Raw genomic sequence first — 26,533 nt, 5'->3', positions numbered from 1 at the left:
GGAAGGCGCCCGGCGGACCGATGATCGGTCCGCCGGGCGCCTTCTTCTGTACGCCTGTACGCCTGTACGCCTGTACGTCGTCGGCCGCCTCAGTTCTTGCGGTGGCCGATCAGCCGCGGCTTGGGCTCTATGCCCGCCAGGCCGTTCCAGGAGAGGTTCACCAGGTGGGCGACGACCTCGGCCTTCTTCGGCTTCTGCGCGTCCAGCCACCACTGGCCGGTGAGCGCCACCATGCCGACCAGCGCCTGCGCGTACATCGGGGCGAGCTTGGGGTCGAAGCCGCGCCGCTTGAACTCGTGGCCGAGGATGTCCTCCACCTGGGTGGCGATGTCGCTGATCAGCGAGGCGAAGGTGCCGGTGGACTGGGGCACCGGTGAGTCGCGCACCAGGATGCGGAAACCGTCGGTGTACTGCTCGATGTAGTCCAGCAGCGCGAAGGCGGCCTGTTCCAGCAGCTCCCTGGGGTGGCCGCCGGTGAGGGCGCCGGTCACCATGTCGAGCAACCGGCGCATCTCACGGTCGACGACGACGGCGTAGAGCCCTTCCTTGCCGCCGAAGTGCTCGTACACCACCGGCTTGGAGACGCCCGCCTTGTGGGCGATCTCCTCGACCGAGGTGCCCTCGAAGCCGCGTTCGGCGAAGAGCGTGCGGCCGATGTCGAGAAGCTGCTCGCGCCGTTCCTTGCCGGTCATACGGACCCGGCGGGCGCGCCGGGCCGTGGGCCCCGCCGCGCCTGAGGCCGTAGCCGGACGTGAGCCCGACTTCGCACCCGAATCCGTACCCGAGGCCCTGCCGCTTCCGCCGTCGCCGTTCGATCCGCTGCCGTCGCTCACGCGTCAATCATGCCGCTTCACTGATGTTTTCCTTACGGCGGGCCGCGATACGGTCCGCGCTCGGCCAGCGGACGTCGGTGGCCCAGCCGAGTTGTTCGCACCAGCGGATGATCCGGGCGCTGGAGTCGACCTGGCCGCGCAGCACACCGTGCCGGGCGGAGGTGGGGTCGGCGTGGTGCAGATTGTGCCAGGACTCGCCGCAGGACAGGACCGCCAGCCACCACACGTTGCCGGAGCGGTCACGGGACTTGAACGGGCGCTTGCCGACCGCGTGGCAGATCGAGTTGATCGACCAGGTGACGTGGTGCAGCAGCGCCACCCGAACGAGCGATCCCCAGAAGAACGCGGTGAACGCGCCGTACCACGACATGGTGACGAGGCCGCCGACCACCGGCGGGATGGCCAGCGAGATCACGGTCCACAGCCAGAAGTCGCGCGAGATGCGGCGGATCGCGGGGTCCTTGATCAGGTCGGGCGCGTACTTCGCCTGCGAGGTCTGCTCCTCGTCGAACAGCCACCCCATGTGGGCCCACCACAGGCCCTTCATCAGCGCGGGCAGCGTCTCGCCGTACCGCCACGGGCTGTGCGGGTCGCCCTCGGCGTCGCTGAACTTGTGGTGCCTGCGGTGGTCGGCCACCCAGCGCACGATCGGGCCCTCGACGGCCATCGATCCGGCGATGGCGAGCGCGATCTTCAGGGGGCGGTTGGCCTTGAACGAACCGTGGGTGAAGTGCCGGTGGAAGCCGATGGTGATGCCGTGGCAGCCGAGGAAGTACATGCCGATCATGAGGCCGAGATCCAGCCAGCTCATGCCGCGGCCCCAGGCGAGCGGGATGGCCGCCACCAGCGCCACGAAGGGGATGCTGATGAACAGCAGCAGCGCGATCTGCTCGATCGACCGCTTGCTCTCACCACCGCGGGTGGCGCTGTTCAGCGCGTCTTCCTGTCCCGAGGGCCCGGGTTCCCGGGACTCGGGCCTCACGTCCGTGTGCGTGGTCATGTCTGTCCCTTGGGGATCTGAGGGGGCTGGTTTCAGCCGGTCAAGCCCGTAACTTACGCCGCCGTAAGTATTGCAGCGGCCGACGACGAGCGACAGAACCACTTCGTGCGGCCCGTCGGGCGATCTCTACCCCGGATCTACGTCGCGTCCACCCCTGCTCGTACGGCATGATGGTGAAGTCCAGCCCGCCCGGCTCGCCAACGGGTCGAAGACGCGGGTTGATCCGCCGTGGTGTAATTGGCAGCACTGGGGCTTTTGGTGCCTTATGTCCGGGTTCGAGTCCTGGCGGCGGAGCACCTCACCGGGGCCCCGGCCGGTCCGGCCGGGGCCGCCCGGCGTCCATCCGGGAACCCGTCGGTATCCTGCGGATGTCCAGCACCCGAAGTCGAGGAGTCTCCTCACGTGAGCCCGAACCGTCCGGCTGCCGTCGTCGTCCTCGCCGCAGGTGAGGGCACCCGCATGAAGTCGGCCACCCCGAAGGTCCTGCACCCGATCTGCGGCCGTTCCCTGGTCGGCCATGTGGTCGCCGCCTCCCGCGAACTGGCTCCGCAGCACCTCGTGGTGGTCGTGGGCCACGCCCGCGAGCAGGTCACCGAGCACCTCAACGGCATCGACCCGCAGGCGCTCACCGCCGTGCAGCACGAGCAGAACGGGACCGGGCACGCGGTCAGGATCGGCCTCGACGCGCTGTCCGCGCAGGGCGTCGTCCTGGACGGCACCGTGGTGGTCACCTACGGCGACACCCCGCTGCTCACCGCCGAGACCCTGTACACCCTGGTCGGCGCGCACGAGGGCGACGGCAACGCCGTGACGGTCCTCACCGCCAAGGTGCCCGACCCCACCGGCTACGGCCGGATCATCCGCTCCTCCGACGACCGGGTCACCGCGATCGTCGAGCAGAAGGACGCCGGACCGGCCCAACTGGCGATCGCCGAGATCAACTCCGGGGTCTACGCCTTCGACGCGGCTCTGCTCGCCGACGCGCTCGGCAAGATCACCACGGACAACTCGCAGGGCGAGGAGTATCTGACCGACACCCTCGGCATCCTGCGCGAGGCCGGCCACCGTGTCGGCGCGTACGTCGCCCCCGACCACCGCGAGATCGCCGGGGTGAACAACCGGGTGCAGCTCGCCGAGGCCCGCCGGGTGCTCAACGACCGCCTGCTCCACCGCGCCATGCTGGACGGCGCCACGGTCGTCGACCCCGCCTCCACCTGGGTCGACGTCGACGTCCGCTTCGAGCAGGACTGCCTGGTGCACCCCAACACGCAGCTCCTGGGCGCCACCAGCGTCGGCGCGGGCGCCGAGGTCGGCCCCAACTGCACGCTCACCGACACCGCGGTCGGCCCCGGCGCGCGCGTGTCCAACACCGTCGCCGACCAGGCCGAGATCGGCGAGCAGGCGACCGTCGGCCCGTACGCGTATCTGCGGCCCGGCGCCAAGCTCGGCCCGAAGGCCAAGGCGGGCACGTACGTGGAGATGAAGAACGCCTCGATCGGCGAGGGCACCAAGGTGCCGCACCTCAGCTATGTGGGGGACGCCACGATCGGCGAGTACACCAACATCGGCGCCGCCAGCGTCTTCGTGAACTACGACGGCGAGGCCAAGCACCACACCACCATCGGCAGCTACTGCAAGACCGGCTCCGACAACATGTTCGTGGCGCCGATCACCGTCGGGGACGGCGCGTACACCGCCGCCGGATCGGTGATCACCAAGGACGTTCCCGCGGGGTCGCTGGCCGTCGCCCGCGGTCAGCAGCGCAACATCGAGGGCTGGGTGGCGCGCAAGCGTCCCGGCAGCGCCGCCGCCGAGGCCGCCGAACGCGCACAACGAGGAGACACGCCGCAGGGCGAGTGAGGGACGTCTCATCCGGGCCCCTTGAGGTGCACAGATGCGCCGGTTGGGGCGTAGCGTGTGGCTTGCACACAATTCCGCCAGCACGCCTAACCGAAGGCGACGCTGTGCCGAACACCAGTCGAAAACTCCAAGGAGACGGTGCAGTGACCGGGATCAAGACGACCGGTGAGAAGAAGCTGATGCTCTTCTCCGGCCGCGCCCACCCCGATCTGGCGGAGGCGGTGGCACACAGTCTCGGAGTCGGCCTGGTGCCGACCAAGGCTTTCGACTTCGCCAACGGCGAGATCTATGTGCGGTTCCAGGAGTCGGCCCGCGGCGCGGACTGCTTCCTCATCCAGAGCCACACCGCTCCCATCAACAAGTGGATCATGGAGCAGCTCGTCATGCTCGATGCTCTCAAGCGGGCCTCCGCGCGGAGCATCACCGTGATCGTGCCCTTCTACGGCTACGCCCGGCAGGACAAGAAGCACCGCGGCCGTGAGCCGATCTCGGCCCGGCTGATGGCGGACCTGTTCAAGACCGCGGGCGCCGACCGCATCCTCACGGTCGACCTGCACACCGACCAGATCCAGGGCTTCTTCGACGGCCCGGTCGATCATCTCTTCGCCCTGCCGGTGCTCGCGGACTACGTGGGCGCCAAGGTCGACCGCGCCAAGCTCACGGTGGTCTCGCCGGACGCCGGCCGGGTACGGGTCGCCGACCGCTGGTGCGACCGGCTCGGCGCGCCGCTGGCCATCGTCCACAAGCGCCGCGACCCCGACGTCGCCAACCAGGTGAAGGTCCACGAGGTCGTCGGTGACGTCAAGGGCCGGGTCTGCGTCCTGGTCGACGACATGATCGACACCGGCGGTACGATCTGCGCCGCCGCCGACGCGCTGTTCGCCAACGGCGCCGAGGACGTCATCGTGACCGCCACCCACGGTGTGCTCTCCGGGCCCGCCGCGGACCGGCTGAAGAACTCCCGGGTGAGCGAGTTCATCCTCACCGACACCCTGCCGACCCCGCGCGAGCTGAACCTCGACAAGATCACCGTGCTGTCCATGGCGCCGACCATCGCCAACGCGGTGCGCGAGGTGTTCGAGGACGGCTCGGTCACCAGCCTGTTCGAGGACTCCGAGCACTGAGCTAGATCGATTTCTCCCGGGGCCTCCCCGCCGGTTACGCTGTCCGCGTTGCTCGGCGAGGGAGGCCCCGGTTTTTCCGGCGGACCTCCGTTATCGGCGCGCTCCTCGTAACGGTCTCCGCGCAAGCGGGGGTGAGTCGTGGAACGGCCCGTCGTGGGTCGGGCGACCGTATGACCCCCCTTTCGCGTACCGAGTTTTCCGTATCGAGGAGTTGAGCATCATGGCCGAGGTCAAGATCGCCGCAGAGCCGCGCACCGAGTTCGGCAAGGGCGCCGCCCGCCGCGTGCGCCGCGCCCACCAGGTCCCCGCCGTCATCTACGGTCACGGCGCCGACCCGCAGCACGTCACCGTCCCCGGCCACGAGCTGCTGCTCGCGCTCCGCACCGCGAACGTGCTGATCTCCCTCCAGCTCGACGGCAAGACCGCGCTGGTCATCCCCAAGGCGGTCCAGCGCGACCCGCTGCGCGGCACCATCGAGCACGTCGACCTGCTGTCCGTGAAGAGCGGCGAGAAGGTCACCGTCGAGATCCCGGTGCAGACCGAGGGCGAGCTGGCCGTCGGCGGCAACCTGCTGGAGCACGTGCTCAACACGCTGCCCGTCGAGGCCGAGGCGACCCACATCCCGACCGCGGTCACCGTCTCCATCGAGGGCCTGGAGGCCGGCGCCTCCATCCTCGCCAAGGACATCACCCTGCCCAAGGGCTCCACCCTGGCGATCGACGAGGACGCGGTCGTCATCCAGGTCGTCTCGGCCCAGGCCGAGGCCGCCGACGAGGCGGGCGACGAGGCCGCCGAGGGCACCGAGGACGCCGCCGCCGAGGCGTAGTCCCCCGCGCTCCCCCGGTCCTCGCGCGCTGATGCGCTTATGCGCTCGTGTGCCTCACGTGCTCACGTGCCTGCGCGCTCGCGTGCTCGCGTGTGACCCCGGCCGCCGCCGCACCCTCACGGAGTGCGGCGGCGGCCGTTTTCCCGGTACGAAGTCGGCGACACGGAGTCGGAGACGTGGATGAGTGACACCTCAGGGCCCTGGCTGGTCGCGGGCCTCGGCAATCCGGGCCCCGAGTACGCGGGGAACCGGCACAACATCGGCTTCATGGTGGCCGATCTGCTCGCCCAGCGGGTCGGCGGCAAGTTCAAGCGCGCGCAGAAGGCGCAGGCCGTGGTCGTGGAGGGCCGGATCGGCCCGCCCGGTCCCGCGAACCAGCGGGTGGTGCTGGCAAAGCCCCAGTCGTACATGAATCTGTCCGGCGGCCCGGTGACCGCGCTGCGTGACTTCTACAAGGTGCCGACCGAGCGGATCATCGCCGTCCACGACGAGTTGGACATCGACTTCGGCACGCTGCGGCTCAAGCTGGGCGGCGGCGACAACGGCCACAACGGCCTCAAGTCGATGACCAAGTCGATGGGCCCCGACTATCTGCGGGTGCGCGCGGGGATCGGCCGTCCGCCGGGCCGGATGGACGTGGCGGCCTTTGTGCTCAAGGACTTCTCGTCCACCGAGCGCAAGGAGCTGGACTGGTTCGTGGACCGGGCGGCGGACGCGGTCGAGGCGCTGATCACCGAGGGCCTGGAGCGCGCGCAGACCACGTACAACACCTGACGGGACGCGCGACCGGTCAACCGCCGGACACGGCGCTCACCCTTGTCGAGGGCGGGCGCGTACCGAGGTTGACCGGACGGCATGCGATGGCCAAAGATCGCCCGCATGGTGAAACGCAGCCGTTCCCGCCGGATGGCCGAGGGCACCTGGGGGCTGGTCCTGCTGGCCCGGGTGGTGGGCGGGTGGGCGCTGGTGCTGCTGCTCCTGGCGTCCGGCGCCTGGGACTCGTGGAAGACCGCGCAATATGTGGTGCTCACCAAGGGGCACGAGCACGGCACCATGACGCTGACGAACTGCGGCGACTCCACCTGCACCGGCCCCTTCGCGCCGAAGGGGTCGGCCGTCGCCCGCCCGAAGGTGGTCATCAGCCTGCCGGTCAAACACCATGTCGGCGACCGTGTGCCGGTCGTGGTGAAGCCCGATACGAACACGGTCGTACGGTCCGACTGGGGCGGTCTGTTCTTCTCCTGGGTGCCGCTGGCCGGAGCCCTGCTGCTGGCCGCGGTCGTGGCCGGCGGGGCGCTGCGGATGCCGCGCACGGCATGGACGCTGGCGGCGCTGGGGGCGGCGCTTATTGGTGCGGCCTTCTTGCTTCTGTAGGACGCGTGGGGGCGTCGGGCGCGCTCGCCCGACGCCCCTGCGCACGCGAGCGTCAGGCTTTCATCGCCATCGGCTCCAGGAACTCCAGCCGGTTGCCGACCGGATCCTCGGAGTAGAAGCGGGAGTGGCCCGGCAGGTCGTAGTCCCAGACGACCTTGGCGCCGCGCGCCTGGAGCTCCGTGCCGAAGGCGTGGATCCCGGTGACGCGGATGCCCGGGTGGGCCTTGCGGGCGGGCCTGAAGTCCTCCTCGATCCCTAAGTGCAGCACCGCGTCCCCCGCAGCGAACCAGCAGCCGCCGCGCGCCGCGAGCACCGGCGGCTTGGTCAGCTCGGCCATCCCCAGCACCCCGACGTAGTACGCGCGCAGCGCCTCCTCGCTGCCGGGCGGCGCGGCGAGCTGGACGTGGTCGACCCCCGCGATCCCGAAGCCGTCGGCGCCCCCCGACGTCTCTCCTGCCGCTCCCCGCGTCACGCCACGGCCTCCTGCCCCTGTTTGCGCGCGACGGTGAAGATCCGCCGGAAGGGGAAGACCGTGCCGTGCGGGCCCGGCGGGTACGCCTTGCGCAGCAGGTCGCGGTACTGGCCGACGAATTCCGTCACCGCTCCCCGGTCGCCGTCCAGCGCGGTCAGCACCGGCCGCAGCGCGGTGCCCTTGGTCCACTCCAGCACCGGGTCCTCGCCCTGGAGCAACTGCACATACGTCGACTCCCACACATCGGCCGCGCAGCCCAGTTCGGTGAGCCGCTCCAGATAGTCGGCCGGGCTGAGGATGTGGACGTAGCGGCGGCCGTGTCCGTCGAGCCGGTCGCGCCACTGCGGGGTGTCGCACAGCTCGCCCAGCAGCGCGTGGCTGGGCGCGGTGAAGTTGCCCGGCACCTGGAAGGCCAGGGTGCCGCCGGGCGTGATGTGGTCGAGCCAGCCGGGGAAGCGGTCGGCGTGGCCGGGCACCCACTGGAGCGCGGCGTTGGAGACGATCAGGTCGAAGGACTCCTCGGGCACCCACTGCGCCGCGTCGGCCTGCCGGAAGTCCAGCTCACCGCCGCCCGCCGTGGGTCCCGCGTACCGCGCCGCCGCGTCCAGCATCTCGCGGGAGCTGTCGAAGCCGGTGATCCGGGCTCCGGGCCAGCGGTCGGCGAGCAGCGCGGTGACATTGCCCGGACCGCACCCGATGTCGGCGATCCGGGGCGCCTCGCCGCCCGGCAGATCCTGGATACGGGTGAGGAGGTCGAGGAAAGGGCGGGTGCGGTGGGTGGAGTGCCGGAGATACTGTTGCGGGTCCCACGTTGGCGCTGCGTGCATCGTCGTACTCCCTGGCTTTTCATAGCCGGCTGCGCACAGCCGCTACCGAAACGGAGGGCGAGGTTCTGCCCTCTGGTCGGTGTCCAGGCTCCTCCGACATATCTCTTGAAGTCAAGAGGCTTCATATCAAGAGACTTCATATCGACAGACCTACTACACTGAGCGCATGGAGGACGAGGTCGACCGGCTGGTCGCTGCATGGCGCCGAGAGCGCCCCGACCTCGACGTGGAGCCGCTGGAGGTGCTCAGCCGGGTCAGCAGACTCGCCCGGCACCTCGACCGCGCGCGGCGGCTGGCCTTCGCCGAGCACAGTCTCGAACCGTGGGAGTTCGACGTGCTCACCTCGCTGCGCCGCGCGGGGCCGCCGTACCAGCTCTCGCCGGGTCAGCTCCTGACCCAGACGCTGGTCACCTCCGGCACGATGACCAACCGGATCGACCGGCTCGCCCAGCGCGGGCTCGTCGAGCGGCTGCCCGACCCCAGCGACCGGCGCGGCGTGCTCGTCCGGCTCACCGTGGTGGGCCAGGAGCGCGCGGACCAGTCACTGGCCGGGCTGCTCGCGCAGGAACGCGCGATCCTGGGCGAGCTGTCCGCCCGGCAGCGCAGTGATCTGGCCGGGCTGCTACGACAGTTGACCGCGCCTTTCGACAACGTCCCCGGCTGACGGCACCAGCTCCACCGGCCCCACGCCCGCCCTGCGGGCCAGCGCGACCGCCGCCAGCGTCGAGTGCACGCCGAGCTTGCCCAGCACATTCTGCATATGGGTGCGGACGGTGTGCGGCGACAGGAACAGCCGCTCGGCGACGGCTTTGCGGCCCAGGCCCGCGACCATACAGCGCAGCACCTCCTGCTCGCGCGGCGTCAGCGACTCCACCAGCCGTTCGCTCTCGGTGCGGTGCCTGCGGGCGGCCGTCAGCTCGCGCAGCACCCCGGTCAGCAGCGCGGGCGGCAGATGCGTCTCGTCGCGCAGCACGCCGCGTACGACCGCGAGCAGCCGTGACAGCGAGCAGTCCTTGGCGACCCACCCCGACGCCCCGGCCTGGAGCGCGCGGGCCGCCCTGCGGGCGTCGTCCCGCTCGGCCAGCACGACGGTACGGGTCCCCGGATACTCGGCCCTGACCCGTTCCACCAGCGCCAGGCCGTCCAGGACCGGTTCCTGCTCGACCGGGATGCGCGGCACCGCCGCGAGCGTCACCGGCGGTCGCGGACCGTCCCCCAGATCGGCGTCCACCAGCAGGACGTCGTAGCGCCGATTGTCGGCCGCCGCGCGGTCCAGGCAGCGCTGAGCGGCCGGGCCGCTCCCCGCGGCCGAGACGTCGACGTCGGGCTCCGCCGCGAGCGCGGCGGCAAGCGACTCGGCGAAGATGCGATGATCATCGACGACGAGAACGCGGATTCGTCCCACGGGTACCACTCCCGGTGTTGGGCACTCCCCCAGTGGCGGGGCGGCATTCGCGCGGGATCCGGCACACGGACAGGGACCGCCGCCCCTCCCCGGGTGCCGAACCCTTTGCGTCTCGCCCCCTGATGCACGCCGGCCCCCACCGGCGCTGTCCCAAAAGCGTAGGGCGTCGCGCCCCCGTTAACACCGTCTTGACGGAAGTTCTCCGTCGCGGGATTCCGGATTCCCTCGCCTTGTGGTACTGGAGTGGCCACGGTGACGGGAGCGGCCCCGCGCGCGCCGAACGGGCCGGTCCGCGCGTGCCGAGCTTCACACGGACCGACCCGTCCGACAGCGAGAACGGGAGCGGGGAACGGGGTCTGGGAGCGGAGTCTGGAAACGGGGTCCGGGAACGGGGTTTGAGATCCGGGCCCCGCTAAACCAGCCGGTGCGCTCCGGGGCCCGCCGTCGTCGAGAAGAGCCGGGCCGCCGGGAGGGCGGCCTGGATCGTCGCGGACAGCTCCGGGATGTCGGTGGCCTCCGCCAGGACGATGGCGGAGCCGCCGAAGCCGCCGCCGGTCATACGGGCGCCCAGGGCGCCGTTGGCGAGCGCGGTGTCGACCACGAGGTCGAGTTCCGCGCACGAGATCCGGAAGTCGTCGCGGAGCGAGACGTGCCCCGCGGTCAGGACGGGCCCGATCTCGCGGGTGCGCCCGGCGTCCAGAAGGGCGATGACCTCCTCGACGCGCCGGTTCTCGGTCACCACGTGCCGGGTGAGCCGCCGCAGCCGCTCGTCGGGGAGGGCGGCCAGCGCGGCGTCGAGCCCGTCGTAGGGGACGTCGCGCAGGGCGGGGACGCCGAGGGCCGCGGCGGCGGCCTCGCAGCCCGCGCGCAGTTCGCCGTACGCCCCGTCGGCGTGCGCGTGCTTGACGCGGGTGTCGACCACCAGCAGTTGCAGCCCCTGCGCGGCCAGGTCGAACGGCACCTGGCGCTGCGTGAGCCCGCGCACGTCGAGGTGGAGCGCGTGCCCCCGCGTACAGCAGGCGGACGCGGTCTGGTCCATGACGCCGACGGGCGCGCCGACGTAGGTGTTCTCCGAGGACTGGCAGAGCAGGGCCAGTTCCTGGCGGGGCAAGTCCAGTCCGTGCAGTTCGGTGAGGGCCAGGGCGGTGACGACCTGGAGGGCGGCGGAGGACGAGAGCCCGCCGCCGACCGGCACATTGCTGTCGTAGTGGATGTCGGCGCCGCCGATGGCGTGGCCCGCCTGCCGCAGCGTCCACAGGACGGCCGCGGGGTAGACGGCCCAGCCGCCGGTCGTACCGGGAGCCAGTTCGTCGACGCGCAGTTCGACGATGCCGCCGTCCATGTCGGCGGAGTGCACGCGCAGCAGCCCGTCGTCGCGGCGGGCGACGGCCGCCCGGGTGCGGTGCGGGAGCGCGAACGGCATGACGTAGCCGTCGTTGTAGTCGGTGTGCTCGCCGATCAGATTGACCCGGCCGGGCGCCGCCCATATGCCCTCGGGCGCGCGCCCGAAGATGTTCTTGAACGCGATCTCGAACGCGGCTTCCGTCGTGGCTTCCGTCATCGTCCGTCCTCCCCCTGCGTCGGCGAGTGGTCCTGCGACAGCGACCGGGTGAAGTTCCATGCGTCGCGGACGATCTCCGCGAGGTCGGTGCGGCTGGGCTGCCAGCCGAGCCGCTGCCTGGCGCGCTCCGCGGAGGCGACCAGTACGGCGGGGTCGCCCGCGCGGCGCGGCTCGTCGGTGGCCGGGATCGGGTGGCCGGTGACCTGGCGGGCGGTCTCGATGACCTCGCGGACCGAGAAGCCGTTGCCGTTGCCGAGGTTGCAGATCAGGTGCTCGCCCGCGGGCGCCTTGTCGAGCGCCAGCAGATGCGCCTCGGCCAGGTCCGCGACGTGGATGTAGTCGCGCAGGCAGGTGCCGTCCGGCGTCGGGTAGTCGTCGCCGAAGACCGAGACCGCGCGGCGGCGGCCCTGCGCCACCTGGAGCACCAGCGGAATCAGGTGCGACTCGGGCTCGTGCCGCTCGCCGTGGCCGCCGTACGCGCCCGCGACGTTGAAGTACCGCAGGGAGACGGCGGACAGGCCGTGCGCCGCGCACTCGCTGGTGATCATGTGGTCGACGGCGAGCTTCGTCGCGCCGTACGGGTTGGTGGGCGCGGTCGCCGCGTCCTCGGTGATGGGGATGGCGGTGGGCTCGCCGTAGGTGGCGGCGGTGGAGGAGAAGACGAGGGTGCGTACGCCGGAGTCCCGCATGGCGGCGAGCAGTTCGAGGGTGCCGCCGACGTTGTTGCGCCAGTACTTCTCGGGTACGGCGACGGACTCGCCGACCTGCGAGGAGGCGGCGAAGTGCAGCACCGCGTCATAGGTGCTGTCGAGCACCTTGTCCGCGTCCTGGACGCGGCCCTCGACGAAGTCGGACCCCTTGGGCACGCCCGCGAGGAAGCCGGTCGACAGGTCGTCCAGCACCGTCACCCGGTGCCCGGCCTCCAGCAGATGGGCGGCGACGACCCCGCCGACGTATCCGGCGCCGCCGGTGACCAGGACCTTCTTGGGCCGGGCGGCCGTCTCCCGCTGGGCGGTCGTCGACTCGGTGCCCGCTCGCTCGGTGCTCACTGGCTCGCTACCTCTCGCAGTCGCAACGCCGCGGACTCCGGCGGCACATCGTTGATGAAAGCGCCCATTCCGGACTCGGAGCCCGCGAGGAACTTCAGCTTGCCCGATGTGCGCCGGATAGTGAAAAGCTCCAGATGGAGCGCGAAATCGCGGCGGTCCGGCGCGTTGAACGGCGCCTGGTGCCAGCCGGAGATGTACGGGGTACGCGGCTGGCCCTCGCCGAAGATCCGGTCGAAGCGGCGCAGCAGCTCCAGATAGACCCGCGGGAACTCGGCGCGCGCGTCCTCGTCGAGGCCGAGCAGGTCGGGCACCCGGCGGTGGGGGTACAGGTGCACTTCGTACGGCCAGTGCGCGGCGTACGGCACGAAGGCGGTCCAGTGTTCACCCGTGAGGACGATTCGGCGGCCGTCCGCGCGCTCGTCGGCGAGGACGTCGTCGAAGAGGTTGCGCCCGCCGGTGCGCTCGCGGTGCTCGGCGAGCGAGCGCAGCATCAGGGCGGTGCGCGGTGTGACGAACGGATAGGCGTAGATCTGGCCGTGCGGGTGGCCGAGGGTGACGCCGATCTCCGCGCCGCGGTTCTCGAACGGGAAGACCTGCTCCACGCCGGGCTGCTGGCCCAGGTCGCGGGTGCGGTCGGTCCAGGCGTCCAGCACCAGGCGGGCGGAGGCGGGGCTCAGGTCGGCGAAGGACGCGTCGTGGTCGGGGGTGAAGCAGACCACCTCGCAGCGGCCCGCGTCACCGGCCAGCGAGGGGAAGCGGTTCTCGAAGACGACCACCTCGTAGTCGCTGTCCGGGATCTCGCTCAGCCGGCCCTCGCGCGACGGGCACAGCGGGCACTCGTCGGCGGGCGGGTGGTACGTACGGCCCTGCCGGTGCGAGGCGACGGCGACGGTGTCGCCCAGCAGCCGGTCGGCGCGCAGCTCGGACTCGGTGGCGACGGGCTCCAGCGGACGGCGGTCCACGGCGTCGCGCACGACGTCGTCCCTGGAGTCGTAATAGATCAGCTCACGGCTGTCGGCGAGCCGGGTCGTCGTCTTCTTCACCCTTGAGGCCCCTCATCACAAGCACTCAACATAATCAAACACAAGGAACCACAAAATAACAGCCCGGTCAATGGGGACTCCGGGAAGATGCTTGAAACAGGTTGATTGTGGTGGTAAGTGTCCGCGCACGCGAGAGCGGGGCGGCACCTCCTGTCCGGAGATGCCGCCCCGCGTGCGGAAGACGTGCGGAAGTCGTGCGGAAAAAAGGGGGTGCTGGGGTCTGTGCGTCAGCCCGCCGCGCCGGGACCGGCCGCTGAGGACTGCGGGAACGGCGGGGACGCCGGGGCGCCTTCGGCCGCCGCGCGGTCCAGCAGGCCGGTACGGGCGGCCAGGGCGGCGGCCTCCAGCCGGGAGCCGACCCCCAGCTTCATCAGGACGCGCTGCACATGCGTCCGCGCGGTGCTCGGCGCGATCCGCATGCCCGCCGCGATCAGCCGGGTGTCCTCGCCCTCCGCGACCCGCACCAGGACCTCGATCTCGCGCGGGGTCAGCATCTCCAGCAGCCGCGCGCCCTCGTCGTCCGGCTGCCGCGCGGGGTTGAGCAGTTCCGCGAAGGCGCCCTGGAGGAGCGTCTGCGCCACCGCGACCTCCCCGGCCCGCGCCTTGGCCATCGCGCGCTCCACGCCCTCGATGCGCTCGTCGTGGCGTACGTAACCGGAGGCGCCGGCCGCGAAGGCCGCCGCGATGCCGCGCGGGTCGGGCACCGGTCCGAGGACGACCACGGCGACCGCCGGGCGCTCCCGCTTGATCCTGGCCACCGCGTCGAATGCGCCCGGCTCGGCCGGTGCGGCCGTGCCGTACAGGCACACCTCGGGAGACCTGCTCAGTACCAGTTCCGCCGCCCCCGCCGCGGGCGCCGCCGCCGCGAGCACCCGGTGCCCGCGCAGCTTCAGTGCCGAGGCCAACGCCTCGGCGAGCAGGCGGTGGTCGTCAACGACCACGAGCCGTACGCCCATGTCGGGTATCCCCTATCCCCCCGGGGTCCGGACCACTGCCGACCCCGACCCCTACGCATACCGCCCTAGGCGGCGAAGCTACACGCATCCACCACCGCCCGCGCCCCCTATCGAACAGAAGGTTCCGGCGAATCCGGAATTACCGTCGGTAGGGGGCACGGGCGGAGCGTTCGGTCGTCCGAGGAGCAGATCGGCTGGTGAGTCGGTCGGCCGGCCGGTGGGGCGGCCGGTGGGGCGGCTGGCCCGGTCAGTCGCTCCGCTCGTCGGCTCGTCAGCTCGTCAGCTCGTCAGCTCGTCAGCCGAAGGTCACCAGATAGGTCTGGTCGGACGAGGACGCGTACACCGTGCGCGTCGCGATGATGAAATGACCGTCGTGCCAGACGGGGTAGCTGCGCATCGCCGACACGTTCAGCTTCTGCGAGGCGTCGGTGTCGAACTGCGCGTAGGTGGTGAGCGCGCCGCTGGCCGGGTCCAGGGTCACCAGACGGCCCTGCACGTCGTAGTCGGCGGGCTCGTACGCGAGCAGCTTGCCGTCCTCGATCGCCAGGCCCTGGATGTCGTGCTTGCTGTCGGGCTTGGCGATCCACTTCTGCTTGCCGTCGCTCAGGTTGAACGCGACGATCCCGCTGAGCACCTGGCCGTTGCTGTCGTGCTTGCTCGTCAGCGACAGATAGAGGGTGTCACTGCTGACGATCACATTGTGCACGGCCTGCATCTCGGTGCCGTCCGTGCTGATGTCGTACTTGTCGGTGCCGAGCGAGACCCGCGACTGGAGACGGCCGTCGACGATCGTCGCCACGTCCGTCTGCCTCTCGCCCTCGGTGCCGAGCACCACCACCACCGGGTCGGTGGAGACGACGGCCGAGACCTTGGTGCCGACCGGCGCCGTCCACGACCATTTGGCGCTGCCGTTGTTGTCCGGATCGATGACCTGGACCTTGTACGTCTTGTAACCGCAGTTGACGATTGCCACGAACTGCTTGCCGCCCGCGTAGCCGTCGTCCTCGCAGTCACCGTTGCCCGACCGCCACAGCACCTTCTGGGTGCTCAGCCGGTAGCCGATCGAGCCTTCCAGCCAGTCCACGCCGAGCGTGTCGCCGCTGATCGCCATCTCGCTGTAGTTGAAGTCCGGCTTCTCCGAACTGCCGACCGGCAGCTTCGCCGTCCACACCGCCCTGCCCGCCGCGAGATCGATCACCATGACCTGCTCGCAGTTGGCGCCGAACTGGACGGCCGTCATGTTGTTGTTGGAGTCGCGCGCGGCCGTGCAGTCGCCGCTCGACGGCGTCGGTACCGTCCACGCCACCGCGCCGGTGCCCAGGTCGTAACCGACGACCTTGTCGATCTCGTTCTTCACCACGTACTTGTCGGTGAACCAGACGCCGAGGACGCTCTTCAGATTGTCCTTCGACGCCACCGGGTCCGCGGGCTTGTCCCACTTGTACGACAGTGTCGAATTGTGCGTCTTGGCGGTGTTCGTACCGCCGTTGGCGCCACCGGCGTTGGCCTGCGGCTTGGGCGCCGGGTCGTCGCCGCCGCCGCTCTTGGTCGCGAAGTACACGCCGCCGCCGATCACCAGCACCGCGGCGACGACCGCCGCGACGATCACGATCAACTTGTTGTTCGACGAGCCGCCTGAGGGGGCGGGGTGGCCCGAGGGTCCGGGCCCGTACGGCGGCTGTTGCTGCTGCGGATAGCCGTACGCCTGCTGCTGCGGCGGGACCTGGCCGGGCTGCGGGTAGCCGTACTGCGGGGGCGGTGTCTGCCCCTGCGGCACCTGGCCGGGCGGCGGGGGCGGGGGCGGGGGCGGCACCTGGCCGGGCGGCGGAGGAGGTCCCTGCCTGCCGCCGTACTGCTGCTGCGGGAAGGCCGGTTGGGTGGGCGCCTGCGCGTACGGGTTCTGACCGGGGGGCACCGGCTGCGCGTACGGGTTCTCGTTACCGGGAACCGGGCCCGCCTGGCCCGGGTATCCGTAACCACCGCCGGGAGGCGGCGGGTTTCCGGGGGGCGGCGGGGGCGGTTGCGACATCAACAGGTCCTTCGGGCACAGGTGAATCAGGGACGGATGAACGGAAATTCTTTCTATCACCCGCCCCAACCACCCCCTCGGGGAGCGGCCCGACCGTTACCTGGCCGCTACACGTCTTCACACGTCGAGAGGTTCTGCTTCACCTGCGAAGCGGTGTTGCCGGCCCCAGGTGAAGGGGTGTTACGCGTCCTCCGCCAACTCCAGCCAGCGCATCTCCAGTTCCTCGCGCTCCTCGCGCAGCGCGCGCAATTCGGCGTCCAGAGAAGCGACTTTCTCGAAGTCGGTCGCATTGTCGGCGATGCCGGTGTGCAGCTTCGCCTCGCGCTGGCCGAGTTTGTCGAGCTGCCGCTCGATGCGCTGGAGTTCCTTCTTCGCCGCGCGGGTGTCGCCCGTGGGCTTGTCCTTGGCGGGCGCCGGGGCGGGTGCCGCGGCCTCGGCGACCCGGCGGCGGCGCTCCAGGTACTCGTCCACACCGCGCGGCAGCATGCGCAGGCTGGCGTCGCCGAGCAGCGCGAAGACGCGGTCGGTGGTGCGCTCCAGGAAGTACCGGTCGTGGCTGATCACCAGCATCGAGCCGGGCCAGCCGTCCAGCAGGTCCTCCAGCTGGGTGAGCGTCTCGATGTCGAGGTCGTTGGTGGGCTCGTCCAGGAACAGCACATTGGGCTCGTCCATCAGCAGCCGCAGGATCTGGAGCCGCCGACGCTCACCGCCGGACAGGTCGCCGACCGGCGTCCACTGCTTCTCCTTGGTGAAGCCGAACTTCTCGCAGAGCTGCCCTGCGGTCATCTCCCGGCCCTTGCCGAGGTCGACGCGCTGCCGTACCGACTCCACGGCCTGGAGAACCCGCCAGTTCGGGTCCAGCTCGGCGACCTCCTGGGAGAGGTAAGCGAGCTTCACCGTCTTGCCGACGACCACTTTGCCGGCCGCCGGCTGCTGGTCGCCGCCGGTCGCCGCGGCCTCGGCGAGCGCCCGCAGGAGTGAGGTCTTGCCCGAGCCGTTGACGCCGACCAGGCCGACGCGGTCGCCGGGGCCGAGCTGCCACGTCAGATGCTTCAGCAGCACCTTGGGGCCCGCTTGGACTGTCACATCCTCCAACTCGAAGACCGTCTTGCCGAGGCGGGAGTTGGCGAATTTCATCAGCTCCGCGGTGTCGCGCGGCGGCGGCACGTCGGCGATCAGCTCGTTCGCCGCCTCGATGCGGAAGCGCGGCTTGGAGGTGCGGGCCGGGGCGCCGCGGCGCAGCCAGGCCAGCTCCTTGCGCATCAGATTCTGCCGCTTGGTCTCCTCGGTGGCCGCGATCCGTTCCCGCTCGGCGCGCGCGAACACGTAGTCGCTGTAACCGCCCTCGTACTCGTACACCGAGCCGCGCTGCACGTCCCACATGCGGGTGCAGACCTGGTCGAGGAACCAGCGGTCGTGGGTGACGCAGACGAGCGCGGAGCGGCGGGTGCCGAGGTGGCCCGCCAGCCAGGCGATGCCCTCGACGTCGAGGTGGTTGGTCGGCTCGTCGAGGACCAGCAGGTCCTGCTCCTCGATCAGCAGCTTCGCGAGCGCGATCCTGCGCCGCTCGCCGCCGGAGAGCGGGCCGATGACGGTGTCCAGGCCGAGCGGGAAGCCGGGCAGGTCCAAGCCGCCGAACAGGCCGGTCAGCACGTCGCGGATCTTCGCGTCGCCCGCCCACTGGTGGTCGGCGCGGTCGCCGATCACCTCGTGGCGCACGGTCGCGGCCGGGTCGAGGCTGTCGCTCTGCGTCAAGACGCCCAGTCGCAGCCCACCCTGGTGGGTGACGCGGCCGGTGTCCGGCTCCTCCAGCTTGGCGAGCAGCCGGATGAGGGTGGTCTTGCCGTCGCCGTTGCGGCCCACGACGCCGGTGCGGTCGCCTTCGGAGACGCCGAGGGACACGGATTCGAGCAGCGCTCGCGTGCCGTATGTCTTGCCGACGGCTTCGACGTTGACCAGGTTGACGGCCACTCTCGTACGCTCCAGGGGTTCGCGGGGGTTCTGCTTCAGCGTAGTGCGGCGCGGTGAGGTGCCGGTTCCGGGTGGTGCCCCGGCGGTCAGGGGGCGGCGACGACGGTCGCGCCGGGGGCCGGGGAGGCGGCCGGGCGGGCGGTGCGGCAGGTGCCGGACGCGGTGAGGGTGACCGCGATCTTGGCGGCGGTGTCGGCGTCCGGCGCGAGGAAGGCGCAGGTGGGTCCCGAGCCGGAGACCAGCGCGGCGAGCGCGCCCGCGTCCGTGCCGGTGGCCAGGGTGTCGGCCAGCGCGGGCCGCAGCGACAGGGCGGCGGCCTGGAGGTCGTTGACCAGGACGGCGGCGAGCGCGTACGGGTCGCCGGTGCGCAGCGCGTCGATCAGCGCGGGGTCGGCGACGGGCGCCGGTACGTCGTCGGTGGTGTCGCCCGCGCCGGACTCGCGGCGCAGGCGGTCGCACTCGCGGTAGACGGCCGGGGTGGACAGGCCGCCCTCGGCGACGGCGAAGACCCAGTGGAAGGGGCCCGCCACCTCCAGCGGCGTCAGGATCTCGCCCCTGCCCTCCCCCAGCGCCGCCCCGCCGACCAGGCTGAACGGCACGTCGCTGCCCAGCTCCGCGCAGATCGCGAGCAGGTCGGCGCGCGGGGTGTTCAGGCCCCACAAGGTGTCGCAGGCGAGCAGCGCCGCCGCCGCGTCCGCGCTGCCGCCCGCCATGCCGCCCGCCACAGGGATGTCCTTGGTGATGTGCAATCCCACAACGGGATCGACGCCATGGTGCGCGGCGAGCTCGACCGCCGCTTTGGCCGCCAGATTGGTGGCGTCCAGCGGGATGTTGTCGGTGTCCGGGCCGGACGCGGTGATCGTCAACGTGTCGGCGGGCACTGCTGTCACATGGTCGTACAGGCCGACCGCCAGAAAGACGTTCGCCAGGTCGTGGAAACCGTCGCGGCGGCGACCGCCGACCGCGAGCTGGACGTTGACCTTTGCGGGCACGCGGACGGTGACGGGTGCGGCGGTCACTGCTGGCTCCCTTGCGAGGGTGGTGCGTACGGAGGACGGTCCGCCGGGCGCGGCGGATTCACGGGCTGGGGATTCGCGGGCGGCGGGTACGGGCGGCGGCGGGTTTGCGGTGCGGCGGCGTCAGACCGCGGGCTTGTGCTCGGCGACGGCGGCGAATTCCTCCACCGTCAGTTCCTCGCCCCTGGCCTGCGGGGAGACCCCTGCGGCCACCAGCGCGGCCTCGGCAGCCGGGGCCGAGCCCGCCCAGCCGGACAGCGCGGCGCGCAGCGTCTTGCGGCGCTGGGCGAAGGCCGCGTCGACGGCGGCGAAGACCTCTTCGCGGGTGGCGGTGGTCTTCGGCGGGTCACGCCGGGTCAGCGAGACGAGACCGGAGTCGACGTTGGGCGCGGGCCAGAACACATTGCGGCCGATGGAACCGGCGCGCTTGACCTCCGCGTACCAGTTGGCCTTGACCGACGGCACTCCGTACACCTTGTTGCCCGGCCCGGCGGCCAGCCGGTCGGCGACCTCGGCCTGGACCATCACCAAGGTGCGCTCGATGCTCGGGAAGGCGGCGAGCATGTGCAGCAGGACGGGCACCGCCACGTTGTACGGCAGATTCGCCACCAGGGCGGTGGGCGGCGGCCCCGGCAGTTCCGTCACCCGCATCGCGTCGCTGTGCACCAGGGCGAAACGGTCCGCCCGGTCCGGCATGCGCGCGGCGACGGTCGCGGGCAGGGCGGCGGCCAGCACGTCGTCGATCTCGATCGCGGTGACCCGGTCGGCGGCCTCCAGCAGCGCGAGGGTGAGCGAGCCGAGTCCGGGACCGACCTCGACGACCGCGTCCTCGGGGCGCACCCCGGCGGTCCTGACGATCCGCCGCACCGTGTTCGCGTCGATGACGAAGTTCTGCCCGCGCTGCTTGGTGGGGCGCACCCCCAGTGCCGCGGCCAGTTCACGGATGTCGGCCGGTCCGAGGAGGGCGTCGGGATCTGTCGTACTCACACCCGCAAGAGTACGGGGCGGCCGGGGCCGCCCTCGCGGACCGGACCTAACCGCCCAGGTGCCGCCCGCAGACCGGCCAGGGGGCGGCGCCGCGCTGGACGTACAGCTTCTTGGCCCGGTAGGTCTGCTCGGCGGCTGGGGCGTCCTGGGGGCGGCCCTGGCCGCCGATGCTGTGCCAGGTGTGCACGTCGAACTGGTAGAGCCCGCCATAGGTGCCGGTCGCGTCCACCGCGTCGGGTCTGCCGCCGGCCTCGCACTGCGCGAGGCGGCCCCAATTGAGGCCGTCGGCGCCCGCGACGGCGGTGGGCAGCGGTCTGGTGCCGACGCGTACGACCTCGGTGACCGGTTCGCGCGCGGTCACCGACTCCACGACGCGCGGGCGCTCCCGGACGCCGTTGACGGTGCGGTAGGCGTAGGTGACGCGGCGGACGCCGTCGCGGCCGGGGCGGTCCACGGCCTCGGTGCCTTGCGGGAGCGTCGCGTCGGTGTGCTTGCGGGTGCGGAAGGGGATCGGTTCTTCGCGGGTCTCCTGGTGACCGGAGATCCGCAGCACCGAGACGGTCTGGCCGTCGCGGGGGAAGCTGTCGGCGTCCACGGAGGTGGCGTCCTGGCCGCCGAGGGTGACGCCCGCGTCCGCGACGGCCTGCCGGACGGTGGCGGCGTTGGTGCGCACGGTGTGCTCGCGGCCGTCGGCCAGGACGGTGACCGTACGTTCCGTGCGCACGTCGAGGAAGAGGCCGTGGCGGCCGATGGACGCGTCGCGGGAGGCGTTGAGATACGCGCCCTGGGCCCGTACGCCGAGTTGCCGCAGCGCTTCCGCGACGGTCTTGCCGGTCGTCCACACCCGCTGGTGACGGCCGTCCACGGTGAGCGTCAGCGGACGGCCGTAGCGGACCACCACGTCGTCGCCGTTGTGCAGCGCCTCACCCGGCGCGGGCGCCACGATGTCGTGGTCGCCCACCTCGACGCCCTGCTCGTGCAGCACGTCGGCCACGTCGTCGGCGAAGGTGTGCAGCGTGCGCGGCCGCCCGTCCACGGTCAGCCGTACCGCCTTGTCGGCCAGCACGTACGCGCCGGTGCCGCCCGCCAGGACCGCCATCACCAGCGCCCGCGGCACGATCGCGCGGGCGGTCTGCCGGACGGCGGCCACCGGACGGGCGGCGGCTCGGTGTGTGCCCTGCGTATTGGTCACGACGGCTCGCTCCACGGCTGCGGGGTTCCGGTGCGGGGAACCGGGAACGTAGCCGACTTGTCGCCACCGGCCAAGCGCTCGCCGTCACGTGGCGTCGTCACCTCCGGTCGCGCGAAGTCACCTGTCCGGGTGAGCGCGTGGAAACGTCAGTAGGCGAACGCCCTGGCGGTGTTGGCCGCGACGGCCGTCGCGAGGGTGTCCTCGTCGATGCCGCGGGCCGCGGCCATCGCACGCAGCGTGACCGGAATGAGGTATGGCGCATTCGGCCGTCCGCGGTAGGGCACCGGGGTGAGGAAAGGCGCGTCGGTCTCCACCAGGAGGCGGTCGAGCGGGGTGACGGCCACCGCGTCGCGCAGATTCTGCGCCGACTTGTAGCTGACGGTGCCGGCGAAGGAGAGGTAGAACCCTTGCGCCGCGCAGACTTCGGCCATCTCGGCGTCGCCGGAGTAGCAGTGGAAGACGACGGTGTCCGGGGCGCCCTCCTCGTCGAGGATGCGCAGGACGTCGGCGTGCGCCTCGCGGTCATGGATGACCAGCGCCTTGCCGTGCCGCTTGGCGATGTCGATATGGCGACGGAACGAGTGCTGTTGGGCGGCGACACCGTCGGGCCCGGTGCGGAAGTAGTCCAGGCCGGTCTCGCCGACGCCGCGCACCTGGGGAAGGGCGGCGAGTGCGTCGATCTCGTCGATCTCCCGGTCGAGCCCCTCGATGCCGCGCGGCGCCTGCGCGCCCCCGTAGGAGCCCTCGGGCGCTCCGTGGACGATGCGGGGCGCCTCGTTCGGGTGCAGGGCCACGGTGGCCCAGATCGCGTCGTGGGCGGCGGCCGTCTTCGCCGCCCAGCGGGAACCCGCGAGATCGCACCCCACCTGGATGAGGGTGTCGACGCCGACCGCGGCGGCCTGGGCGAGGGCCTGGGGAACCGTGCCCGGCTGCATGTCGAGGTGGGTGTGGGAATCGGCGACCGCGACCCGCAGCGGCTCGGGCGCCGGCGGGGCGGACTTCTTGTCGTCGGCCTTGGCGTTCTTGTCGGGCATGGCCCCGATCCTAAGGACGCGGGGCCGTCGTCCTGTCAGGCGGTGTCGGCTCCCCCGGACCGCTCATCGCACTGGAGGCCGGGCTGCACCCCGGGCTGCGTGTCGGGCCGCCCGCCGTGCCTGCCGTGCTGCTTGGCGTGCTTGCCGCGCTCCCCGTGTTTGCCGCGCTCCCCGTGCTGCTTGCGGTGCAGGAAGTGCAGGACCGACCAGTGGTGCTCGCGGCGCACACCGCGGTCGCCCCGCGGGTGTGCCCATACGGAGGCGACGCCGGAGACCTGCCCCGAGCGCATGATGCGTACGTGCGTACCGCCGCAGTTGAGGCACGCCGGGCGGGTGAGCGGTGACGGCACCCTCGCACCGTCCGCGAGGTAGACGACGAAGGCATGGCCGGACGCGTCCACATGGTGCTCGATCTCGTACGCCTGCTCCCAGCCGTGGCCGCAGTTCAGGCAGGCGAAGGCGTACGCCTCCGCCGCGTTCCGGCCTGACTCCTCGCGCACGGCGGCCGCGCGGTCGGGTGCGACGGCCGGGCCGTCGGGTGCGGGGGCGGTGACGGTCACCGTGACGGGTACGGCGGGCGTACCCGGTGCGGCGGCGGCGACGGGACGGGGATCGCTTCCGATGGTCTCGCTCATGGCAGCTCCTGCGTGCCCTCCGGACAAGGTGTCCGGAGCGGGACTTTGCACCTACCAGCGAACGCCCGATTTGCCCGCTCCGCAGGAGATGCGCCCGACTCTTGAGCCAGATTTGGGCCCGTATGTGGCAGACGGCGGATATTGCTTTGCCATGCATACGGTTTAGGTTCTTACGGCGTCAAAAGGGCGGCCCGTCGGGATTGTGCGCCCGGGAATCAGGGCATCAGGCGCCGGATTCCGCGAACGGCGGTCGCCGGGCCGTCGGAAATCGGTCCTCGGGCCGCAGGCCGCCGAGCCGTGCGGGGTCCCGGTCCTCAGGCGCCCGGGGGCAGTTCGCCGGTCCGCTTGGCGGCGACGACGGCGTCGAAGACCTCCCGCTTGGGCAGGCCCGCCTCGGCGGCGACCGCCGCGATGGCCTCCTTGCGCCGCTCGCCCGCCTCTTCCCTGGCTGCCACCCGGCGGACGAGTTCGGCAGGGTCGAGGTCGGCGGGACCGGGTTCTGGCGCGCCTTCCACCACGATGGTGATCTCGCCGCGCACCCCCTGCGCCGCCCACAGCGCGAGCGCCTTCAGCGGCCCGCGCTTGACCTCCTCGTACGTCTTGGTCAGCTCCCGGCAGACCGCGGCCCTGCGCTCCTCGCCGAACGCCTCCGCCATCGCCGCCAAGGTGTCGTCGATCCGGTGCGGCGCCTCGAAATACACCAGGGTGCGGCGATCGGCGGCGACCTCGCGCAGCCGCGACAGCCGTTCGCCCGCCTTGCGCGGCAGGAAGCCCTCGAAACAGAAACGGTCCACCGGCAGCCCGGAGACCGCCAGCGCGGTCAGTACGGCCGACGGGCCCGGCACCGCGGTCACCTTGATGTCGCGCTCGACGGCCGCCGCCACCAGCCGGTAGCCGGGGTCGGACACCGACGGCATCCCCGCGTCCGTCACCAGCACCACCCGCGCGCCGCCCTCCAGCGCCTCGACCAGCTCCGGGGTGCGCCCGCTCTCGTTGCCCTCGAAGTACGAGACGACCCTGGCCGTCGGGTGCACGTCCAGCGCGTGCGTCAGACGGCGGAAGCGGCGGGTGTCCTCCGCGGCGATCACATCGGCGGCGAGCAGTTCCGCGCTGAGGCGGGGCGGGGCGTCGGCGGGGTCGCCGATGGGGGTTCCGGCCAGAACGAGGACGCCGACGGCTGAGGTGGTCACGCCCCCAGCCTCCCACCTGCCCGCCGTATCCCCTCAATCGCGCCCAGCGCCCCGCGCCACCCGCCCCGCTACTCGGAGTCGGCCGCACGGCGCGTGACCAGGATCACGCCGGGGGCCCTCGCCCGCCCCCGCGGCCCCGCACGAACGGCATCGGCCCCGATCCCGGCCGCCCCACCGCCCGGAAACCGCTCGGATACGGCCCGCGCACCCCTGGTTACCGGCCGGGATTGCGGACAAACCCGGGCGGTGAGCCCGGACCTCATCGCTTTCTCAGGGGGTTTCCCTACGATGGGCCGGTGACAAGTGAGACCGCGACGCAGGACCGGGCCGACGAGGGCTTTCGGGTGGAGGCGGAGTCGAGCGCGTGGGCGCGACGACTGCGCCGGTTCGGCTATGCGGAACGGACTCGGATCGACACCCGCGACCGCCTCGTACCGCCGTTCCCCGAGCCGGGCACCCGGATGTGGGAGGCGCTCGGCCTCGGCCCCGTCGCGGCCCACCGGGTGGCGAAGTGGAGCGGCTGGCTCGGCCCGCTGCTGGTCGCCGTCTTCGCCGGCGCGATCCGCTTCTGGCACCTGGGCAACCCGCGTGACGTCGTCTTCGACGAGACGTACTACGCCAAGGACGCCTGGTCGCTGCTGAAGCTCGGCTACGAGGGCACCTGGCCCGACGGCAAGGTCTCCAACCCGCAGATCCTGGCCCACCCCCAGGTGATCCCGCTCTCGGACGCGCCCGGCTATGTCGTGCACCCGCCGATGGGCAAGTGGGTGATCGCGGTCGGCGAGTGGATGTTCGGGCTCAACCCCTTCGGCTGGCGCTTCATGATGGCGCTGATCGGCACGCTGTCCGTGCTGATGCTGTGCCGGATAGGGCGACGGCTGTTCCGCTCCACGGCGCTCGGCTGCGTGGCGGGCACCCTGCTCGCGGTCGACGGACTGCACTTCGTGATGAGCCGGATCGCGCTGCTCGACCTCGTCATCTCCTTCTTCGCGCTCGCCGCGTTCGGCTGCCTGCTGATCGACCGCGACTGGTCGCGGGCCCGCCTCGCGCGCGCCCTGCCAGTCGACGAGAGCGGTTACGCGGGACCCGACCGGCAGGTCGGCGACCGGACGGGCATGGGCTGGCGGCCCTGGCGGATCGCCGCCGCCGTCTGCCTCGGCCTGGCCTGCGCCAGCAAGTGGAACGGCCTGTACTTCCTGGCGGTCTTCGGCATCATGACCGTCGTGTGGGACATCGGCTCACGCCGCCTGGCGGGCGCCCGCCGTCCGTACCTCGCCGTCCTGCGCAAGGACCTGGGCTGGGCCGCGCTGACGATCCTGCCCGTCGCCCTGGTGACGTATCTGCTCTCCTGGTCCGGCTGGTTCCTGTCCGACAACGCCTACGGACGGCACTGGGCGGACGCCCGCGGCGGCACCTGGTCGTGGATCCCGGCCCCGATCCGCAGCCTGTGGCACTACGAGGTGCAGGTCTACGACTTCAACGTCAATCTCCAGACCCCGCACCCCTACCAGTCCAACCCCTGGAGCTGGCTCGTACTCGGCCGCCCGGTCTCGTACTTCTTCCAGTCCCCCAAGAACGGCGAGGACGGCTGCCACGCGGCGGCCGGCTGCTCCCGCGAGATCATCGCGCTGGGCACGCCGCTGCTGTGGTGGTCCGCCTGCTTCGCCCTCATCTACCTCGTCTACCGCTGGGCGATGCGCCGCGACTGGCGCGCGGGCGCCATCCTGTGCGCGGCGGGCGCCGGTTACCTCCCCTGGTTCCTCTACCAGGACCGTACGATCTTCTTCTTCTACGCCGTCGCCTTCGTCCCCTACCTCTGCCTCGCGGTCGCCATGATGATCGGCGCCTTCCTCGGCCCACCGAGCGCGAGTGAGGGCAGACGTATGTGGGGCGCGGTCGGCGCGGGCACGCTTGTCCTATTGATCATCTGGAATTTCATCTACTTCTTCCCGATCTATACCGGTATGACGATTCCGTACAGCAGTTGGCAGGCCAGGATGTGGTTCGACTCCTGGGTCTGACCGGGGGCCGCGCGCCGGGGGCCGGGGGCCGCGCGCCGAGCACCGGGGGTCCGGGGGGCCGCACAGCGCTACGGCCCGGGCTGAGTTTTCCTGGGGCTGGTGAGGGTCCCGGGAGGGCTGTTTCCGTA

General features: G+C 71.5%; 23 protein-coding genes, 1 tRNA gene and 1 pseudogene. 8 read left to right on the top strand and 17 right to left on the bottom strand.

Translation table 11 applies throughout. The annotated features are described in order from the left end of the window. Window positions 1-89 precede the first annotated feature (89 nt). Both ACFZBB_RS29615 and ACFZBB_RS29610 read right to left on the bottom strand, forming a co-directional pair. Entirely contained in the window at window positions 90-692 is a 603-nt protein-coding gene (locus tag ACFZBB_RS29615; protein ID WP_391128905.1) for a TetR family transcriptional regulator, read from the bottom strand. Window positions 693-840: 148 nt separating this feature from the next. After that, window positions 841-1,833: a fatty acid desaturase gene (locus ACFZBB_RS29610; protein ID WP_391128651.1), complete on the bottom strand. Its 993-nt coding sequence runs from the start codon at window positions 1,831-1,833 to the stop codon at window positions 841-843. Window positions 1,834-2,055: 222 nt separating this feature from the next. Here ACFZBB_RS29610 and ACFZBB_RS29605 point away from each other — a divergent pair. The 6 genes from ACFZBB_RS29605 (at window position 2,056) to ACFZBB_RS29580 (ending at window position 7,017) form a co-directional block, all read left to right on the top strand. Beyond that, window positions 2,056-2,127: transfer RNA gene (locus ACFZBB_RS29605), tRNA-Gln, on the top strand. 108 nt (window positions 2,128-2,235) lie between these two features. Next, window positions 2,236-3,693 carry a bifunctional UDP-N-acetylglucosamine diphosphorylase/glucosamine-1-phosphate N-acetyltransferase GlmU gene (glmU, locus tag ACFZBB_RS29600; RefSeq protein WP_391128648.1) on the top strand — a complete coding sequence of 486 codons (1,458 nt, stop codon included), beginning with the start codon at window positions 2,236-2,238 and terminating at the stop codon, window positions 3,691-3,693. A 143-nt stretch (window positions 3,694-3,836) separates the two neighbouring features. After that, window positions 3,837-4,817, top strand: a complete 981-nt coding sequence (locus ACFZBB_RS29595; protein WP_391128644.1) for a ribose-phosphate diphosphokinase — start codon at window positions 3,837-3,839, stop codon at window positions 4,815-4,817. Between the two features lie 220 nt (window positions 4,818-5,037). Next, complete coding sequence (locus ACFZBB_RS29590; RefSeq protein WP_355337995.1) at window positions 5,038-5,643, top strand: 50S ribosomal protein L25/general stress protein Ctc; 606 nt, start codon at window positions 5,038-5,040, stop codon at window positions 5,641-5,643. Between the two features lie 180 nt (window positions 5,644-5,823). Further along, window positions 5,824-6,417: an aminoacyl-tRNA hydrolase gene (gene pth / locus ACFZBB_RS29585; RefSeq protein ID WP_391128641.1), complete on the top strand. Its 594-nt coding sequence runs from the start codon at window positions 5,824-5,826 to the stop codon at window positions 6,415-6,417. Between the two features lie 105 nt (window positions 6,418-6,522). Further along, window positions 6,523-7,017: a hypothetical protein gene (locus ACFZBB_RS29580; RefSeq protein ID WP_391128637.1), complete on the top strand. Its 495-nt coding sequence runs from the start codon at window positions 6,523-6,525 to the stop codon at window positions 7,015-7,017. A gap of 52 nt (window positions 7,018-7,069) precedes the next feature. Here the strand turns inward: ACFZBB_RS29580 and ACFZBB_RS29575 are convergent, their stop codons facing one another. Beyond that, window positions 7,070-7,489, bottom strand: a complete 420-nt coding sequence (locus tag ACFZBB_RS29575) for a glyoxalase (RefSeq protein ID WP_391128634.1) — start codon at window positions 7,487-7,489, stop codon at window positions 7,070-7,072. Continuing rightward, a complete protein-coding gene (locus tag ACFZBB_RS29570) occupies window positions 7,486-8,316 on the bottom strand; it encodes a trans-aconitate 2-methyltransferase (RefSeq protein ID WP_391128631.1) in 831 nt (276 codons plus the stop codon). Before ACFZBB_RS29570 ends, ACFZBB_RS29575 begins: the two co-directional genes overlap by 4 nt. 166 nt (window positions 8,317-8,482) lie before the next feature. Between ACFZBB_RS29570 and ACFZBB_RS29565 the strand changes: the two genes are divergently transcribed. Further along, window positions 8,483-8,980, top strand: a complete 498-nt coding sequence (locus ACFZBB_RS29565; protein ID WP_391128628.1) for a MarR family transcriptional regulator — start codon at window positions 8,483-8,485, stop codon at window positions 8,978-8,980. Here ACFZBB_RS29565 and ACFZBB_RS29560 read toward each other — a convergent pair. From ACFZBB_RS29560 to rsmI, 13 genes and pseudogenes are all read right to left on the bottom strand, one after another. Beyond that, the gene (locus ACFZBB_RS29560) at window positions 8,939-9,721 is read right to left on the bottom strand and encodes a LuxR C-terminal-related transcriptional regulator (RefSeq protein ID WP_188282377.1); all 783 of its coding nucleotides are present in this window, start codon (window positions 9,719-9,721) and stop codon (window positions 8,939-8,941) included. The two genes, ACFZBB_RS29565 and ACFZBB_RS29560, sit on opposite strands and share 42 nt — an antisense overlap. A 412-nt stretch (window positions 9,722-10,133) precedes the next feature. Continuing rightward, window positions 10,134-11,282, bottom strand: a complete 1,149-nt coding sequence (gene galK, locus ACFZBB_RS29555) for a galactokinase (RefSeq protein ID WP_391128625.1) — start codon at window positions 11,280-11,282, stop codon at window positions 10,134-10,136. Then, window positions 11,279-12,259 carry a UDP-glucose 4-epimerase GalE gene (gene galE / locus ACFZBB_RS29550; RefSeq protein WP_391128902.1) on the bottom strand — a complete coding sequence of 327 codons (981 nt, stop codon included), beginning with the start codon at window positions 12,257-12,259 and terminating at the stop codon, window positions 11,279-11,281. Before galE ends, galK begins: the two co-directional genes overlap by 4 nt. 68 nt (window positions 12,260-12,327) lie before the next feature. Then, the gene (gene galT, locus ACFZBB_RS29545) at window positions 12,328-13,374 is read right to left on the bottom strand and encodes a galactose-1-phosphate uridylyltransferase (RefSeq protein WP_391128622.1); all 1,047 of its coding nucleotides are present in this window, start codon (window positions 13,372-13,374) and stop codon (window positions 12,328-12,330) included. A 227-nt stretch (window positions 13,375-13,601) separates the two neighbouring features. Beyond that, complete coding sequence (locus ACFZBB_RS29540; protein ID WP_391128619.1) at window positions 13,602-14,330, bottom strand: LuxR C-terminal-related transcriptional regulator; 729 nt, start codon at window positions 14,328-14,330, stop codon at window positions 13,602-13,604. A gap of 295 nt (window positions 14,331-14,625) precedes the next feature. Then, on the bottom strand, window positions 14,626-16,245 hold the full coding sequence (locus ACFZBB_RS29535; RefSeq protein WP_391128615.1) for a hypothetical protein: 1,620 nt from the start codon (window positions 16,243-16,245) through the stop codon (window positions 14,626-14,628). 294 nt (window positions 16,246-16,539) lie between these two features. Beyond that, complete coding sequence (locus ACFZBB_RS29530; protein ID WP_355337968.1) at window positions 16,540-18,330, bottom strand: ABC-F family ATP-binding cassette domain-containing protein; 1,791 nt, start codon at window positions 18,328-18,330, stop codon at window positions 16,540-16,542. An 86-nt stretch (window positions 18,331-18,416) separates the two neighbouring features. Beyond that, window positions 18,417-19,349 carry a 4-(cytidine 5'-diphospho)-2-C-methyl-D-erythritol kinase gene (locus tag ACFZBB_RS29525; RefSeq protein ID WP_391128612.1) on the bottom strand — a complete coding sequence of 311 codons (933 nt, stop codon included), beginning with the start codon at window positions 19,347-19,349 and terminating at the stop codon, window positions 18,417-18,419. Between the two features lie 120 nt (window positions 19,350-19,469). Then, on the bottom strand, window positions 19,470-20,333 hold the full coding sequence (gene rsmA / locus ACFZBB_RS29520) for a 16S rRNA (adenine(1518)-N(6)/adenine(1519)-N(6))-dimethyltransferase RsmA (protein WP_188282385.1): 864 nt from the start codon (window positions 20,331-20,333) through the stop codon (window positions 19,470-19,472). A gap of 46 nt (window positions 20,334-20,379) precedes the next feature. Then, a pseudogene (locus tag ACFZBB_RS29515) lies at window positions 20,380-21,549 on the bottom strand (ubiquitin-like domain-containing protein); the annotation flags it as partial. Window positions 21,550-21,671: 122 nt separating this feature from the next. Further along, window positions 21,672-22,559, bottom strand: coding sequence for a TatD family hydrolase (locus ACFZBB_RS29510; RefSeq protein ID WP_391128608.1), 888 nt, complete (start codon window positions 22,557-22,559; stop codon window positions 21,672-21,674). A 35-nt stretch (window positions 22,560-22,594) separates the two neighbouring features. After that, a complete protein-coding gene (locus tag ACFZBB_RS29505) occupies window positions 22,595-23,194 on the bottom strand; it encodes a hypothetical protein (protein ID WP_391128605.1) in 600 nt (199 codons plus the stop codon). A 314-nt stretch (window positions 23,195-23,508) separates the two neighbouring features. Then, on the bottom strand, window positions 23,509-24,384 hold the full coding sequence (gene rsmI, locus ACFZBB_RS29500; RefSeq protein ID WP_355337951.1) for a 16S rRNA (cytidine(1402)-2'-O)-methyltransferase: 876 nt from the start codon (window positions 24,382-24,384) through the stop codon (window positions 23,509-23,511). Window positions 24,385-24,680: 296 nt separating this feature from the next. Between rsmI and ACFZBB_RS29495 the strand changes: the two genes are divergently transcribed. Next, on the top strand, window positions 24,681-26,405 hold the full coding sequence (locus ACFZBB_RS29495) for a phospholipid carrier-dependent glycosyltransferase (RefSeq protein ID WP_391043451.1): 1,725 nt from the start codon (window positions 24,681-24,683) through the stop codon (window positions 26,403-26,405). The last annotated feature ends 128 nt before the right edge of the window (window positions 26,406-26,533 follow it).

Origin of the sequence: Streptomyces sp. NPDC008139 (genome assembly GCF_042957025.1) — a bacterium.
GTDB lineage: Bacteria > Actinomycetota > Actinomycetes > Streptomycetales > Streptomycetaceae > Actinacidiphila.
This window is presented reverse-complemented; position numbering and strand designations above follow the sequence as displayed.

Excerpts from the sequence above, each read along its gene's own strand:
- ACFZBB_RS29615 (WP_391128905.1), bottom strand. The coding sequence starts at position 692 with ATGACCGGCAAGGAACGGCGCGAGCAGCTTCTCGACATCGGCCGCACG.
- ACFZBB_RS29610 (WP_391128651.1), bottom strand. The coding sequence starts at position 1,833 with ATGACCACGCACACGGACGTGAGGCCCGAGTCCCGGGAACCCGGGCCC.
- ACFZBB_RS29590 (WP_355337995.1), top strand. The coding sequence starts at position 5,038 with ATGGCCGAGGTCAAGATCGCCGCAGAGCCGCGCACCGAGTTCGGCAAG.
- pth (WP_391128641.1), top strand. The coding sequence starts at position 5,824 with ATGAGTGACACCTCAGGGCCCTGGCTGGTCGCGGGCCTCGGCAATCCG.
- ACFZBB_RS29580 (WP_391128637.1), top strand. The coding sequence starts at position 6,523 with ATGGTGAAACGCAGCCGTTCCCGCCGGATGGCCGAGGGCACCTGGGGG.
- ACFZBB_RS29570 (WP_391128631.1), bottom strand. The coding sequence starts at position 8,316 with ATGCACGCAGCGCCAACGTGGGACCCGCAACAGTATCTCCGGCACTCC.
- ACFZBB_RS29565 (WP_391128628.1), top strand. The coding sequence starts at position 8,483 with ATGGAGGACGAGGTCGACCGGCTGGTCGCTGCATGGCGCCGAGAGCGC.
- galK (WP_391128625.1), bottom strand. The coding sequence starts at position 11,282 with ATGACGGAAGCCACGACGGAAGCCGCGTTCGAGATCGCGTTCAAGAAC.
- ACFZBB_RS29540 (WP_391128619.1), bottom strand. The coding sequence starts at position 14,330 with ATGGGCGTACGGCTCGTGGTCGTTGACGACCACCGCCTGCTCGCCGAG.
- ACFZBB_RS29510 (WP_391128608.1), bottom strand. The coding sequence starts at position 22,559 with ATGCCCGACAAGAACGCCAAGGCCGACGACAAGAAGTCCGCCCCGCCG.
- ACFZBB_RS29505 (WP_391128605.1), bottom strand. The coding sequence starts at position 23,194 with ATGAGCGAGACCATCGGAAGCGATCCCCGTCCCGTCGCCGCCGCCGCA.